Below are 14,532 nucleotides of genomic sequence, written 5' to 3' on the forward strand. Positions count from 1 at the left end.
TCCGTTACATAGTCGCAAATTCCCTGAAGGGAATATTGACATGCGCGAACGGGATAGACCAGCCCGTTTTAACTCCGTCCGTCAGACAGCCTCATTTTCAAACAAGATTACACCGGCGGCCGTGTTGGAAATCGGGATATGATAATTGCGGGACAGCTCCCGAATGTTATCGCCAAGGGCACCACGCATAATCAACCACATGATCATTTCCACTCCCTGCGGTCCCACAATCTCAGCCAGTTCATAGTTGGAATATTTAAGCAGCCATTCGGGCTCGTCCTTTAGCTTTTCCAGGAATTCCGTGTCGAATTCCCGGTTAGTATGGCCGGCGCGTTCCCCGTCGAGTTGATGTGAAAGGCCTCCTGTCCCCAGGATGACAACATCCAAATCTTTATCATAGGACGCTACGGCCTTACCGATTGCCTCCCCAAGCTTGAGACAGCGGCGTGCCGTGGGGAAGGGATACTGCACCACGTTCACGCAGAGCGGGATGACCTTCACCTGATCGCGTTGTTCCTGTTTCGGCCACATGAGGGACATAGGCACAGTGAATCCATGATCCACCAGCATTTCCTGACACATGGTAATATCAAACTCATCATGAATCAGGCTGTCGATTATATGCCAGGAAAACTCGGGATCTCCCTGAAAAGGATCAAGCGGCTTCAGGCCCCATCCTTCATCGGCATTCTGGTACTCAGCCGCAGCGCCAATGGCGAAGGTTGGCATGGTATCGAGAAAGAAGTTCAAGCCATGGTCATTGTAAACGAGGATTGCTACGTCGGGCTTCTTCTCCTCCATCCAGTTCCAGACGGGTTTATATCCGTCGAAAAAGGGGGCCCAATAAGGGTCTGATATCAGGCCTTGCTCTATTGCGTTGCCAATTGCCGGAACATGAGAGCTGCCAACACCGCCGATTAATCTAGCCATTTTTCGTCTCTCCTGCGGCCAGTAGCTTGGCCTTGAATTCCTCGAGGCTGATGCCTGCCTGCTGCGCGCCAATGTCTTGCATGTTGAGGCCGAACATTCCGGTCAGTTTCGCGAGATAGTATATATTGCCGCCAAGGTTCAGAAGGGCGAGCACGTTACGTTTCTTGACAGCGTCGCGTTGCTCATCCGTCAGGCCATATTTTGTGCAGTAGCCGTCTTCGTCCGCTTTGAAGGCGTCCCGGTTTTCCGCCTTGTTGAAGGAAAAGCACATTTTGTTGAGCGCATATCCCTTCATAGCCATGCGGCCCTCAAAGACCATTGTGCCGGGAATGGGCTTCTTGCCTGCCAGGCTTTTCATTGGGTGTCTCCCTTCAAGACGGGCTTGTTTCTTCCGGCCAGTAAAGCCGCAAGGGATTATCGATCAGCAGTCGCTGTTGCGCGTCCTTTGTGACGGCTATTCTTGGGATTACGTCGACCAGAATTCCTTCATCAGGTACATGGGATTTCATGTTCGGGTGCGGCCAGTCCGTTCCCCAGAGGACACGGTCCGGGAACCGTTCCACAAGATATTTGGCAAATGGAATTACATCATCATACGGTGGTCCAGCCACGGTCAACCGCTCCGGGCAGCTTACCTTGGTCCAGAAATTCTCATTTTCTTCGAGCAGATTTACAAACCGCTGAAAGTCTGGATGATCGACGCCCTTGGTGGCGTCCGGGCGCCCCATATGATCAACAACAACCGTGGTGGGCAGCTGTTTCAGGAACGGGACCAGCTCTTCAAGATCCGGCGCCTCGAAATAAACGACAATATGCCAACCAAGTTTCGCGATACGATCGGCAATGCCAAGAAAAACTTCTTTCGGGGTCGCATCTACCAGCCTTTTCACAAAGTTGAAGCGCACAGCCCGTACACCCGCCGCGTCCATGTTTGTGAGTTCTGCATCTGTTATATCGGGGCCAACAACGGCAACGCCGCGTGCGAGCCCACCCGAAGATTTCAGGGCATCTACAAGAGCATCATTGTTCCGGCCATGACAGGAGGCCTGTACAATGACATTGCGGGAAAAGCCGAGATAATCCCGAAGCTCAAACAGCTTGGCTTTGGGTGCGTCGCACGGGGTGTACTTCCGCTCTGGCGCATAAAGAAACCTGTCCGCAGGTCCAAAGACATGGCAATGGGCGTCAACCGCGCCTTTCGGCACCTTGAACTTGGGTCTAGATGGATTGGGGTGAAAGGGCAGGTAATCCGGGTCCATTTTTTCTTCCTTATTGGGCGAAGATAACGCCATCAAATAACTTGCGGGCTGTCCGTAAGATGGCCGCGCTCTCAACTCCGCCCACATTATCCATTTCCAGAACTACAGTCGTCTCACCGATAGGATGCTCGATTTTAAGCTCCTTCCGTCTGCCATTGGGAATGACGGCCAGTTCCGCAGCTGGGGAGCCTTCAAGTGCGGCCGCGGTCGCGACTGTTACCGCGCCCAGAACGCCGATAGAGGCATGGCAACGGTGCGGAATAAAAGTCCGGGTAGAGATTGCCCCGCCGGAGAGCGGCTTGCTGACCATGCACATTTTCGGAACTGTCTTGTTTATCACATCGCCCAAATTCATCTTTGGACCTGCTTGCAGGCGAATGGCTTCCAGACGTTCTTTAAGCGGCTCGTTTGCTTCGAGCTCCTCCCGTGTTTCTCGGCCTGTGATCCCCATGTCTGACGCGCGCATAACCACCGAGGGCATGCCGTTGTCGATCATTGTCACCTCGACACCGTTGATTACATCGCAGGCATTTCCTGTTGGTAGAAGTGCGCCGCATGTAGAGCCGGCAGTCTCTGTGAACGTGATCGGGATGGGGGCGGCGCTGCCGGGCACGCCATCAATCGTCGCCGTCCCCGCATAGGAAACACGCCCGTTAGGTGTCGGGATCCGTGCAATTGCTGTTTGACCCGTATTTTCCATATAGATGGTCACGTCTGTATCGTCGCCCTTAACCTTGACCAAGCCCCGTTCAATTGCAAATGGGCCGACCCCAGCAAGGATATTGCCGCAATTTTGGGCGTCCGTAACAATTGGCTGATCGACCATCACCTGCAAAAAAAGATAGTCAACGTCAACACCATCGCGCGTCGAGGGGCGAATGACTGCGACCTTGGAGGTCAACGGGTCCGCACCTCCCATCCCGTCAATTTGCCGCAAGTCAGGGGAACCCATAACGCTGAGCAGAAAAGCATCGCGTTCGGATTTGCCAGACGGTAAGTCGCTTTCCAGAAAATAGCCCCCCTTCGACGTCCCGCCGCGCATCCATATGCAGGGGGCGCTAGACATATTTCAGGCCCTTCTCTGCAAGCCGTTCACGCATCTTGTACATATCAAGGCCCAATTCTCCGGCCGCCAGTCGCTTGCGCTTCTCTTCTTCGTTGGCTATGCGGGCCTCCGCTTTGTCGGCTACGTTGGCAGCTTCTTCCCGCTGGACAACACAGACTCCATCATCATCGGCGACAATCACATCGCCCGGATTGACGAGGGCGCCGGCGCAAACGATGGGGATATTGACCGACCCCAAGGTCTCCTTCACCGTTCCTTCGGCGCAAACTGCTTTTGACCAGACCGGGAACTTCATTGCAGTGAGATCGCGGATATCCCGGACGCCTGCGTCGATGATCAATCCGACCCCGCCTCGTGCCTGCATGGAGGTTGCCAGGAGATCGCCAAAATAGCCGGCATCCGACGGGGAGGTGGGAGCCAGAACAAGAATATCGCCCGGTTTTACCTGCTCGATCGCGACATGGACCATCCAGTTGTCCGCCGGCGGAGCGGATATGGTAACTGCGGAGGCGGCAATAGATGCTCCGGAATATATCGGCCGCATGTAGGAGGCAAGGAGACCTTTTCTGCCTTGCGCCTCATGCACGGTGGCGACGCCGCACTTCGCAAGTCGCGAGATCACCTCGGCATCGGCCCGTTTTATATTCTGTACAACAACAGCCATCACAGTTCATCCACGGTACGCGGATAGATCGACTGGAACCCCTCAGCATATCGTGCCGGTCGCCCGCCCGCCTGACCGCCGGAGTTGCGCCGGAAATGATTGCCACGGTTTTCGGCTACATTTGTGTAGTAATCCCAAAGATGTTCCTGTCCCTGCATGCATTCGATGGCAGCACGCTTCTTGTCCCAGACGGACGTGATATCAAGGAAGACATCGGGCTTCCATCCCATCTGCTCGGTCTGGTGCGGTTCGAACAGGTAGAGCTGCGGGGCGCCCAGAACTTTCTCTCCCGGGTTATGACCCCAGGCCTGCGCAATCATCCGGCATTCCATGGCCAGCGTGGTCGCAAAGCTGTGATCTGTATTGTAGGGGTCATACTGCGAGTGGCTCAGCATGAAATTCGGTTGAACTTTACGGATCAGGTCAACCACTTTGAACTTATCGTCACGCGTCACTTCCAGCGGATAGTCACCGAGGTCAAAAAATACGATATCATGGGCGTCCAGCGCCTTTGCGGCATTCTCCGCCTCGATACGGCGCGCTTTCTTCACGGCCTCGAGCGTCGTACCGCCTTCCTGCTTCCAAAGTTTCGCGCTTTCTCCGCGCTCCCCGAAAGAGAGGCAGGCAATTGTCACGTCATAGCCTTTTTCCTCGTGCAAGGCGATGGCCCCAGCGCAACGCCAGACGAAATCGGCGGCGTGGGCGCTGATAACAAGTGCCGTTTTATTCTCTGACATTTTCTGCTCCTAACTTGCGAACGTTTGTCCGATCGTTCTTCTGCTTCTCTTTGTACCATCTTCCTGTTGGGGCGAATTTTCTATTTCAAATTCACATTCATGATATAATTTTTTCCTATAGCCAGATGCTCTATGAGGAAAATATTATAGCGACATGGATAATATGGCACCAAATCTCCGGCACTTGCGTGCCTTTTGTCTGGTGGCGGCGCATCAGAGCATCAGCCGTGCGTCGGAAGAGGTATTTCTCTCTCAGCCAGCGATCACACAGGCGATTGCAAAGATTGAATTAGCGTTGGGGGTTGAACTTTTTACCCGCCGGACAGACGGCGTTTTTATTACCGATGCGGGTAGGCTTTTTTTAGTGCGGGCGACGCGCGCACAGGAATTTATCCAAGCTGGAATTGTGGAAGCGCGCCGCATCGCGCAAGTAAAAAGCGGGGACGGCTTCGAAAACCTCGGCCATCTGGTTACCGGTGTACAGCTGCGCGCCCTGATTGCCATCGCGAATACGGGTAATTTCAGTCTCGCGGCGAAGCGCGTCGGTATTTCTCAACCCTCCCTCTATCGTGCGGCAAGGGATCTCGAACGTCTCTCGGGAATGGCCTTCTTTCGTAAAAGTGGCCAGGGTATTGAACTTACCCCCGCGGCTGAAGCCTGTGCGCGCCACGCAAAGCTTGCTTTTGCGGAACTCACGCAAGGGTATATGGAAATTGCAGAGTACAAGGGGATCGATAGCGGACGGATTGTTATCGGCACGATGCCGCTCGCCCGGACCTATATTTTGCCGACGGCTATAAACCGTATTTTGGATGCCCGTCCCGGCGTTAAGATCAGTGTTATCGATGGTCGATATGAAGATCTGCTGCATGGCCTGCGATACAGTGAAATAGATATTCTGATCGGTGCGTTACGCAATCCGCCACCGATTGATGATGTTGTCGAAGAAACAATGCTAGAGGACGAACTCGCGCTAATTGTTCGCGCAGGCCACCCTCTTACACACAAGAAAAAGATCACGATCGATGAACTTGCCGCCTATCCCTGGATTACACCGCGAGAAGGATCCCCGACGCGGATCAAGTTTGAGGAACTCTTTTCACGTCGACAGTGTTCCGCCCCCGAAAGCCAGATAGAGGCCAGTTCTCTTGTGTTGATCAGAGGCCTCCTTCTCGAAAGTGACCGGATTACAATTCTCTCCGCCCATCAGACTAGGCATGAGCGGGAGCAAGGCTTGCTGGTGCAGATACCTTTTGATCTTGGAAATACCCGACGGCCTATTGGATTAACGACACGGCAAGACTGGCATCCGACGAAAACGCAGGCGGAATTTGTCGAGGCCCTTCGGTCGGTGGGACGTAGTCTCGCCTAGATTATCCATGGCCGGTTATTCAATATTTGAATGAGGGGGCTGACTTTTTTAATTTCCTGAAAGCCTTCAGGACGGGTAGGAAAAGTCAGTGCGCAGTACAGGATCGGAATAGTCACAATGCAGGATAGCTATCAGATTGCCTTCGTTGGATTTGGCGAGGCCGCCATGGCCTTTGTTAAAGGGTGGCGGGAACACGGTGAATTATCTCTGCGCGCATTCGATGTGAAAACGCAGAATCCTGATACTGCTATTGCTTCGGCAAAGCGTGAAGATTATGCAACCCACCTGGTTGGAGGAGAGGACAGCCTTTCGACGGCGCTGAAGGGAGCGTCTGTTGTATTCTCCCTTGTGACTGCGGACCAGGCGCATGCAGCCGCACGGGCCACAGCACCTCATATGGAACGGGGGAGCCTCTTTTTGGATTGCAATTCCTGCGCCCCCGGAACGAAACGCCGCTCGGCAAAATGTATTGAAAACGCGGGCGGTCGCTACGTTGATGTGGCGGTCATGTCTCCGGTATACCCGAAATTGCATAAAACACCGCTGTTGATTTCCGGACCTCATACGAAAGCCGCAATGGCAGTATTTGACTATCTTCAAATGAGTGCGAAGGTGATGGACGGAGACGTGGGGCGTGCGTCTTCAGTGAAAATGGTTCGGAGTATCATGATGAAAGGACTGGAGGCGCTCTTCGCTGAATGTGTTCTGGCGGGTCGGCAGGCAGGGGTGGATAAAGAGGTGCTGGCGTCCCTTGATGTGACTTATCCTGGCTTTAACTTCACAGATCGCGCCAGCTACAGTTTTGAGCGAATGACAGCTCACGGCAAACGGCGCGCGGAAGAAATGAAAGAGGTTGCGTTGACCATCGAGGAACTGGGCCTTCCAAATGACATGGCGCATGCAATAGTCAACTGGCAATCACGCATAGGTAATCTCGGAATGACCGCCGGTGAAGATAACTATCAGAAGCGGGCGGATGCGTTGCTTGCGCGGTTCAATAAAAACACTGGGAAAATGGAGACGGAAGAATGAGAGTTTGTGTTGCCGGTGCAGCCGGTGCCTTTGGACAAAAGCACCTCGACGCCATTAGCAAGATCGAGGGCGTGCAAGTGACCTCAATCGTTGGCAGGGAAGCGGAGAGTACGAAAGCGGCGGCCGAAGTGCGCAGGATCGGACATTGGACGCTTGATCTTGCCGAAAGCCTGTCACGTGATGATGTGGATAGCGTGATACTATCGACCCCGACGCAAATGCATGCGGCCCAGGCCATTCAATGTCTGCAGGCGGGAAAGCATGTGCTCGTCGAGATTCCCATGGCGGACAATCTTGCGGATTCCCGACGGCTCGTTGCGGTTCAGCAGGAAACGGGTCTGGTCGCAATGGCGGGGCATGTTAGGCGCTTTAACCCCAGCCATCAATGGATCCATAACAAGATCAAGGCCGGGGAATTGTCCCTGCAGCAGCTTGATGTGCAGACCTACTTTTTCCGCCGGACTAATACCAATGCGCTTGGAAAGCCCAGAAGCTGGACAGATCATTTGCTCTGGCATCACGCCTGTCATACTGTCGACCTCTTCCAGTATCAAACCGGTGCCACGGCGGCACAGGTCTATGGGTTACAAGGACCGCACCATCCGGAGCTTGGCATTGCCCTGGATATGAGTATCGGAATGAAGGCACCCTCCGGTGCGCTGTGCACCTTGTCTCTTTCCTTCAATAACGACGGTCCTCTCGGGACCTTCTTCCGCTATATCTGCGACAACGGGACATATATTGCTCGCTATGATGATCTGGTGGACGGCTATGAAAACCCGATTGACCTGTCGGATGTCGCGATTTCCAACAATGGTATTGAACTGATTGACCGGGAATTCTTCTCTGCTATTCAGGAAGGGCGTGAACCCAACAGCTCCGTGGCGCAATGTCTTCCAGCGATGGAAACCCTGGATCGTATCGAAAAATGCTTCATTGACTAGGTTTGTTTGGTTGACTTCCCAAACGAGACATGACGCAATGGCCGACGTTTCATTCTGCAAACGTCGGTCTCATCTATGTTGCGTCTTAGAGGCACCCTGCCTTTTGTCCGTCAGGAATGGCGGTTCCTACTCTTTGGCTTGCTTTTAGCTTTCTGGTCCGGTCCCGGCCAGACCTATGTCATTTCGGTCATTGGCGGACATATCCGTGCGGATTTTGATCTCACCAATGGTGAGTTTGGCACGATCTATACTGTCGCGACCCTTGTATGTGCGGCAATGCTCTGGAAAGCGGGGCCACTTGTTGACCGGTTGCCTCTCAAAAGCTTTGTGCTGAAGGTCGGGGTCCTCATGGTGGCTGCGACAATGGCTTTCGGGTTTATCCAGGGGCCGGTGACGCTTTTCTTCGGGATCATTGCTGTCCGATTTATGGGCCAGGGAATGATGACGCATATCGCGCTGACCTCAATGGCGAGGCGGTATGAAGCGGAACGTGGCCGGGCCGTCGCCATTGCCGCACTTGGTTTTCCTCTGGGTGAAGCTCTGTTTCCGCCGCTCATTGTGTTGGCGCTCGGCTTTGTTGACTGGCGCCTGATCTGGCCGGCAATGGCAGTCCTGGCAGCCTTTACCCTATTGCCGGTCGCGCCCTTGCTAATACGTCATACCAGTCATCAGGACGGTGCTGGTGCTGCGGTCCTTCGGGCCGCTGATGAAGATGCCAAGCATTGGACTCGCGCGGAAATGCTTCGTGATAAGAGATTTTATCTTCTTATGCCGACGGCTATGGCGCCTGCGGCGATAATCACGGGCCTCTTCTTCCATCAGGTGTACTTTATTGGGCTTAAAGGATGGAGTTTCGAAGTCTGGAGCTTGTCATTCGCGATTTTCGCGTTGGCATCGTTAATTGGCGGTGTGGCGTCGGGATTTCTCGTGGATTTGTTTCGGGCCAGACGGCTCGTCCCCTTCATCCTGATCCCATTGTCCGTGGGCATTTTGATTTTTGCCTATGCTCCGACGCAGATCTTCGCCGTTGTTGTAATGTTCTGCCTTGGCTTTGGCGCAGGCGGGACAAATCCTGTGCTTTCTTCACTTTGGCCGGAAATATACGGGACACAGCATCTCGGTGCCATTCGCTCCGTTGCGACAGTTGTGATGGTTTTTGGCTCTGCCCTTGGCCCCGTATTCATGGGCTTGGCGTTGGATGCGTCCCTATCCATTGAATTTATTGCTATTGTCTCTGTCGTAATCGTCATTATTTCTGCGCTGCTTGCCAAAATTGCGCTTCGTTCGAGATAAGGCCTGGCGACGTCAATTTACTATAGCGCCGACGTTTGTCTGAACAGGATATTCCCAGTCCGAATTGAGTTATTTAAAATTTTATTAATTTTCTTGCTTTATCCCCCGTTTAGGGGATGTGGCAGGCCGCCGGATCGTAGTAGGTTTCCCCCATAGTTGAGAAAATTAAAGACAGACTGGCCTGGTTTGGCTATTTTTTTAAAGGGTTAGCTGATTCGGCATAGCCGCGGCAACGTAAAGTGAGTGGAGTAGGGCAAAATGGCGACGTCTAACGGTAATAGCGGTAGCGGCACCGAAAAATCAACAGGGGCCGAGGTTATCATTGAGGCAACTCCGGGAAAAACGATTAAATTACCAGTTGAGTCCCTGGCAAGTATCCAGTTCGTACAGGACGGCGGTAACTTGCTTGTCGTACCGGTTGACGGCGGAAATACATATTTGCTTCAGGACTTCCTGACGTTCGGCACGACCGAAAATCCCCCTAACATTGAGCTGGAAAATGGTGACGTCCTCGAAATCGGGGAAATTACGCCTCTGGTTCAAGGCTTTTCCGTCGCGGATATAAATCCTCAGGCGGGTGATGACAACAGCGATGGCGGCGGCGCGAACTTCCGGCCCTTTACAGACGGCAGCATTGGCGACCCGCTGGGAATTTCTGATCTACTTGCCCCGACAGAACTCGCATTTTCCCGCGAAGAAGAAGAAGAAATTATCGGGGAGAATGAGGATTCCTCCTCCACGAGGACGCCGACAGATGACCCTGGCGGGATAATTACATTGAATTTCTCCACTCCTATTGGAGGCGCCGCTCCCGCAGCGGGGGGATATGAAGACTGGCAGCCCAATCAGAATGTTGGGGACACTACCGAAACGCCGATGCAGATGTTGGTAGAGTTTACGCCGGAAACGGACGAGGAACTGACATCCATAGATATTTCCGGATTTCCGGCAGGCACGCGGTTTTTCGTTGGTGGATCGGCGGCAGGCGATGAAGTAGACGTGACAAGCGGGAGCTATTCAGTTCTGGCTGCGGGCGGTGTTCTGCCCGCGATGTATTTACTCCCGCCTGCAAATAGCGATGCGGACATTGTTCTTACCGTACTTGCTAATTTTGTTAATGGCACGGGTGACACAGGAACGTCAGAAGTTACCGGTACAGCAGTGATTGATGCGGTTGCTGATGCACCCACGATATCCGGTGGTGATGCCAGCGGTGACGAGAATACGGCGATTGCGATACCTGAAATCACAGCGGCGCTACAGGATACGGACGGATCCGAAACACTCGCTGTGTCAATCGGCGGTGTCCCGGTAGGGGCAACACTGTCTGATGGTGTGAACAGTTTTACGGGGGACGGCTCTGACGCAGATGTTACAGGATGGGACCTTGCCGCGCTAACCATCACACCGCCAACAGATGATGATGCAGATTTCACATTGACGGTGACGGCGACCGCGACCGAAGCGGCAACAGTTGCCGACGGTGGTGAACTGACTGAAGCCAATAATACGGCAAGCAGTACCTTTTCGGTTAATGTTACAGTCAATGACGTTCCTCCGGCCGATGATGGTCCGACAGCAGTTGACGATGGCCCCTTTGTCAAGGTGGAAGCCCCAGACATTCATGCTGTCTTTGTGATTGATACCTCCGGGAGCATGGACTGGAATGAATTGTCATTGATGGAGGCGGCGCTCAAAAATCTGGCAACGACATTGTTTGAGCAAAACCCGGACGGCACAGCGATTACCTTGATCGATTTCGATGAAACAGCCCGGTTTATCGGTGGAGGGACTTTTACAACGCTGGAATCTGTCTTGGATGCTTTGGATCCCCTGGATGCTTGGAGTGGCGGTAATACCAACTATGAGGATGCACTCAACCTCACACGCACGGTAGATTTTGTTCCAGGGTATGATCAGGCGATTTACTTTATTTCTGACGGGCAGCCGACAATAGGTGATACCCAAGCAGGTATAGATAGCTTTAACGACTGGGTAACGAATGACCTTAACAATGCCAAGGTTTACTCTGTCGGTCTCGGCGGCGATGCGGAAAATAGTGCGTATCTGGGCCAGATCGATAATACCCCGGACGACAATAATCTCGACCCGGCTGCAGGCGATCCGTATCTCTATGTGGAAAGCCCTGAAGAACTATCCGCGAGCCTTCAGCCCGCTGATGCCTGGGTGACAGGGAATGTCCTTGATAATGACATTCTTGGAAGCGATCCACTGGCCGATATCCCGATTGTTTCGTTCACTTATAATGGTGTGACGTATGATTTGTCGTCGACGTCGGGTCCTGGCGTCTTTGTTGACGGAAACGTTGTCGCCATTGACACTGAATTCGGTGTGTTTGAATTGAATTTTGAAACCGGTGAATATGCCTATCAGGTTCAATCCGATGTCGCCGATTTCGAAACGGAGGCGTTCAGCTACACCATTTCTGATGATGACGGATCGACAAGTTCCGCTGTTCTCACCATCACTATTGCGCCGGACAATGCCTTTACCGGAACGGCTGCGTCTGAGGTGATCAGCGGGGGTGACGCAAATGATTATATTCTTGGTGCCGGCGGAGATGATACGCTTTCCGGCGGGGACGGGGATGACCGGTTTGTCTATCAAAACGCCGGTGTTGACGGCAATGATGTGATTGAAGATTTTGGCGCTAACGGGGATGCGGATGTCATCGACCTGACAGCGCTATTTGATCAATTGGGCATTGCTGCTGCAGACCGCGCAGATCATGTTGTTTTCTCGGAAGCGGGGGGCGATACAACGATTACGGTTACGGATGCCGCGGATTCCGAAATCGCCGGATTCTCGATTGTCGTGGAAAATGCGTCGCTCAACAGCTCCGATATCACAAATGGGAAAATAGTCGTCGACGAAAGTTAGTTCGTTGCTGACAGGAGGGAAAAGGCCGCATTTTTTGCGGCCTTTTTCTTTTGCTGCTTGGGTTAAATGACTGGAAGCCTTGAATCGCTTCCCGTAGTATAACCGCACCCGAGCGGGGTTTTTCGAGTAATCAGGGGGCGTATATTGGCTAAAGTAAAATATTTTCTCGGCGTCATGGCAATCGTGATGGTAATGCCCATCATCGTGAACGCTAAGGATCTTTCGATTTCTGCATTCAAGGGGGATTGGCGCGGAAATGCCATTTCGGAAAGTAATGTCAGTGTCACTTTTCCGATTACCAGCCGGGATATCGATGTCAGCATCAAACCAGATGAAAATGGCGATTTTAGTATTACCTGGCGCACACTTCTGCGGCAGAAAGGGGTGCCTGATAGTCCCAAAGAGTCCCTGAAGGAAACCACCTTGACTTTCGTCAAGACAGATAGTCCGAATGTCTGGAAGGACAGCACCGGCGGAAATGTCTACGCCGGTGACAACATAGCCTGGGCACGGTTAAAAAAGCAGACCTTGACTGTCTATATCATGGCGATCAGCGAAACGGGTGATTATGACATGCAGGTTTACAAACGCACGTTGAATGGCGTTAATATGGAGCTTGATTTCACCGCTATTCGCGATGGCGTCATACGCCGGACGGCGAAGGGGCGGCTTACCCTCAACAATTACTAGGCTTTTCCATTAAGGCTAGAAATCTCCAATGCCGGGCGAGATATTGCGTTTTTGCGGCGTACCCTGGCGGGTTTGTGGCGGTGGTGGCGCCGCGCGTTGTGCGCAGTTTGATCGTTCGCAAAGCCGACAGGTTATGCCGACAGGCATAACGGTTTTTGGCGCCGCAAGGTTAAGGCCATCGGCATAAATCAGTCGGTGTGCTTCTGCAATGTCGCAACCGATACTGATGGCGTAATGCCGTTTAGGCTGGGCATACCCGAGGCTGGGCTTGGTGACGGTGCGCGCGATGGAAAAGAAGCGTTGGCCATCGGGCATCTCGGAAATTTGCGGGCATAGGGCGCCGGGTGTTAAAAATGCGGCATGTAGTACCCAACGCGGGCAGGAATTGCCATATCGCGGGATGCGCAACCCTGACGCACTGAACCTTTTAGAGATATTGCCGGCCACATCACTTCGGATCAGATGAAAGGGAACACCGCTGCTGCCGGGTTTCATCAAGGTCGTCAACCGATGGCAAATTTGCTCAAAGCTGCCATCGAACTGCTGTTGCAACAACTCAATGTCATACCGCAGGTCTTCAGCCGATTTAAAAAACACATCATATGGAAACAGAAAGGCGCCCGCGAAGTAATTTGAGAGCGCAGCTATACCCTTTTGCTTCGCCGCTTCTGTCGGGAGTTCCGGGGCGTTTACAAGGTCCTCAAATAGAGGAGTAAAGTTGAGCTGGCCGCACAGAAGGGCAAGATGAAACTTGACACTCGATTGAGGCAGAGATTTAGAGAGTACGAGTAAGTGATTTTTTTCGTCATAAAGAGTTGCTTCAGTATTGTGGCTGTCTCTTGAGGCAAACTCGATCTGAATGCCATGTTTCTCCTGCAGGTACTCCATCATCATGGGGGGTGTCAGGAGATTATGTTCATTGAAGGTGGCGCGAAATTCTGCCGCTGCCTGCTCTATCGGGTCAAAATAGTTATTCCGGGCCTGAATAAAATCGGAAACGGCCTCATTTGGCGATGGCGCCCAGGATTTTCCGGTCAAGCTGCCATCCCCGACGACGCCAAGCATTTCATTCACCGTATCATTGAGGGCTTCGCTGTCCTTTAGGGCGATCTGGAGAAATTCTTTTCGCTCTTTCGGGCCAAGATCATCATTGTCATGCACGATTTCGGTCGACGACATGATTGACGTCACGAGTGTCCGCAACCGAAAGGATGAGCCGGCGAAAAGAAAATCCTGTGAAAGCCGCTCGCTCAGTAACTGCAAATCCGTTTGCGCAGCTTTAAACGCATCATATGCTTTCTTGAAAGCTGAACTGAGGGCAGGCGCATCTGCTGCCATTTCCGCAATTTCCTCATCCGTAAATTCATCCTCGGCAAACAGCGGGTCTTTCAGAGCGTCCGTAATCTCACCAATCAGATGTCCTTCTTCCTGCGGCGAGAAGACTTGCGGGTCAACTTTCAGAATCTTGCTTAAATGCAGCAGTAACGGGACTGTAATGCTGCGCCTGTTATGTTCCAGCAAATTTAGATAGCTTGCAGAGATACCAAGCCGGTCGGCCAGTTCTACCTGGGTTATGTTTCTTTCTTTGCGCAATCTCCGTAAACGATTGCCAAGCAGAGGTGATTTCGCCATCAAGATATCCGA

The 14,532-nt window shown here is 52.8% G+C and carries 13 protein-coding genes; 6 read left to right on the forward strand and 7 right to left on the reverse strand.

Translation table 11 applies throughout. The annotated features are described in order from the left end of the window. Positions 1–81: 81 nt before the first annotated feature. From J0X12_RS10855 to J0X12_RS10880, 6 genes are read right to left on the reverse strand one after another with little or no spacing between them, the layout of a single operon-like run. On the reverse strand, positions 82–930 hold the full coding sequence (locus tag J0X12_RS10855) for a class III extradiol dioxygenase family protein (RefSeq protein ID WP_207045552.1): 849 nt from the start codon (positions 928–930) through the stop codon (positions 82–84). Continuing rightward, complete coding sequence (locus J0X12_RS10860) at positions 923–1,288, reverse strand: protocatechuate 4,5-dioxygenase subunit alpha (RefSeq protein ID WP_207045554.1); 366 nt, start codon at positions 1,286–1,288, stop codon at positions 923–925. Before J0X12_RS10860 ends, J0X12_RS10855 begins: the two co-directional genes overlap by 8 nt. A gap of 13 nt (positions 1,289–1,301) precedes the next feature. Next, positions 1,302–2,189, reverse strand: coding sequence for an amidohydrolase family protein (locus J0X12_RS10865; protein WP_207045556.1), 888 nt, complete (start codon positions 2,187–2,189; stop codon positions 1,302–1,304). 10 nt (positions 2,190–2,199) lie between these two features. Continuing rightward, entirely contained in the window at positions 2,200–3,255 is a 1,056-nt protein-coding gene (locus J0X12_RS10870; RefSeq protein ID WP_207045558.1) for a 4-oxalomesaconate tautomerase, read from the reverse strand. Further along, entirely contained in the window at positions 3,248–3,919 is a 672-nt protein-coding gene (locus tag J0X12_RS10875; RefSeq protein WP_207045560.1) for a 4-carboxy-4-hydroxy-2-oxoadipate aldolase/oxaloacetate decarboxylase, read from the reverse strand. Before J0X12_RS10875 ends, J0X12_RS10870 begins: the two co-directional genes overlap by 8 nt. Further along, a complete protein-coding gene (locus tag J0X12_RS10880) occupies positions 3,919–4,656 on the reverse strand; it encodes a PIG-L deacetylase family protein (protein WP_207045562.1) in 738 nt (245 codons plus the stop codon). The genes J0X12_RS10875 and J0X12_RS10880 overlap by 1 nt, the downstream gene beginning before the upstream one ends. A gap of 154 nt (positions 4,657–4,810) precedes the next feature. On the opposite strand from J0X12_RS10880, the gene J0X12_RS10885 reads away from it, so the two are divergent. From J0X12_RS10885 to J0X12_RS10910, 6 genes are all read left to right on the forward strand, one after another. Then, positions 4,811–6,028, forward strand: coding sequence for a LysR family transcriptional regulator (locus J0X12_RS10885; RefSeq protein WP_207045564.1), 1,218 nt, complete (start codon positions 4,811–4,813; stop codon positions 6,026–6,028). 117 nt (positions 6,029–6,145) lie between these two features. After that, positions 6,146–7,060, forward strand: a complete 915-nt coding sequence (locus J0X12_RS10890) for an NAD(P)-dependent oxidoreductase (RefSeq protein WP_207045565.1) — start codon at positions 6,146–6,148, stop codon at positions 7,058–7,060. Continuing rightward, a complete protein-coding gene (locus J0X12_RS10895; RefSeq protein ID WP_207045567.1) occupies positions 7,057–8,004 on the forward strand; it encodes a Gfo/Idh/MocA family oxidoreductase in 948 nt (315 codons plus the stop codon). Before J0X12_RS10890 ends, J0X12_RS10895 begins: the two co-directional genes overlap by 4 nt. 75 nt (positions 8,005–8,079) lie before the next feature. Then, on the forward strand, positions 8,080–9,297 hold the full coding sequence (locus J0X12_RS10900) for an MFS transporter (RefSeq protein WP_207045569.1): 1,218 nt from the start codon (positions 8,080–8,082) through the stop codon (positions 9,295–9,297). A 258-nt stretch (positions 9,298–9,555) separates the two neighbouring features. Continuing rightward, positions 9,556–12,198: a VWA domain-containing protein gene (locus J0X12_RS10905; RefSeq protein WP_207045571.1), complete on the forward strand. Its 2,643-nt coding sequence runs from the start codon at positions 9,556–9,558 to the stop codon at positions 12,196–12,198. A gap of 144 nt (positions 12,199–12,342) precedes the next feature. Next, a complete protein-coding gene (locus tag J0X12_RS10910; protein ID WP_207045573.1) occupies positions 12,343–12,888 on the forward strand; it encodes a hypothetical protein in 546 nt (181 codons plus the stop codon). Between the two features lie 15 nt (positions 12,889–12,903). On the opposite strand, the gene J0X12_RS10915 is transcribed toward J0X12_RS10910, so the two are convergent. Beyond that, positions 12,904–14,520 carry a helix-turn-helix transcriptional regulator gene (locus J0X12_RS10915; protein ID WP_207045575.1) on the reverse strand — a complete coding sequence of 539 codons (1,617 nt, stop codon included), beginning with the start codon at positions 14,518–14,520 and terminating at the stop codon, positions 12,904–12,906. Between the last annotated feature and the right edge of the window lie 12 nt (positions 14,521–14,532).

Source organism: Sneathiella sedimenti, from assembly GCF_017313765.1.
In the GTDB taxonomy this organism is placed as follows: Bacteria; Pseudomonadota; Alphaproteobacteria; order Sneathiellales; family Sneathiellaceae; genus Sneathiella; species Sneathiella sedimenti.

Excerpts from the sequence above, each read along its gene's own strand:
- J0X12_RS10855 (WP_207045552.1), bottom strand. The coding sequence starts at position 930 with ATGGCTAGATTAATCGGCGGTGTTGGCAGCTCTCATGTTCCGGCAATT.
- J0X12_RS10860 (WP_207045554.1), bottom strand. The coding sequence starts at position 1,288 with ATGAAAAGCCTGGCAGGCAAGAAGCCCATTCCCGGCACAATGGTCTTT.
- J0X12_RS10865 (WP_207045556.1), bottom strand. The coding sequence starts at position 2,189 with ATGGACCCGGATTACCTGCCCTTTCACCCCAATCCATCTAGACCCAAG.
- J0X12_RS10870 (WP_207045558.1), bottom strand. The coding sequence starts at position 3,255 with ATGTCTAGCGCCCCCTGCATATGGATGCGCGGCGGGACGTCGAAGGGG.
- J0X12_RS10875 (WP_207045560.1), bottom strand. The coding sequence starts at position 3,919 with ATGGCTGTTGTTGTACAGAATATAAAACGGGCCGATGCCGAGGTGATC.
- J0X12_RS10880 (WP_207045562.1), bottom strand. The coding sequence starts at position 4,656 with ATGTCAGAGAATAAAACGGCACTTGTTATCAGCGCCCACGCCGCCGAT.
- J0X12_RS10885 (WP_207045564.1), top strand. The coding sequence starts at position 4,811 with ATGGATAATATGGCACCAAATCTCCGGCACTTGCGTGCCTTTTGTCTG.
- J0X12_RS10890 (WP_207045565.1), top strand. The coding sequence starts at position 6,146 with ATGCAGGATAGCTATCAGATTGCCTTCGTTGGATTTGGCGAGGCCGCC.
- J0X12_RS10895 (WP_207045567.1), top strand. The coding sequence starts at position 7,057 with ATGAGAGTTTGTGTTGCCGGTGCAGCCGGTGCCTTTGGACAAAAGCAC.
- J0X12_RS10900 (WP_207045569.1), top strand. The coding sequence starts at position 8,080 with ATGTTGCGTCTTAGAGGCACCCTGCCTTTTGTCCGTCAGGAATGGCGG.
- J0X12_RS10905 (WP_207045571.1), top strand. The coding sequence starts at position 9,556 with ATGGCGACGTCTAACGGTAATAGCGGTAGCGGCACCGAAAAATCAACA.
- J0X12_RS10915 (WP_207045575.1), bottom strand. The coding sequence starts at position 14,520 with ATGGCGAAATCACCTCTGCTTGGCAATCGTTTACGGAGATTGCGCAAA.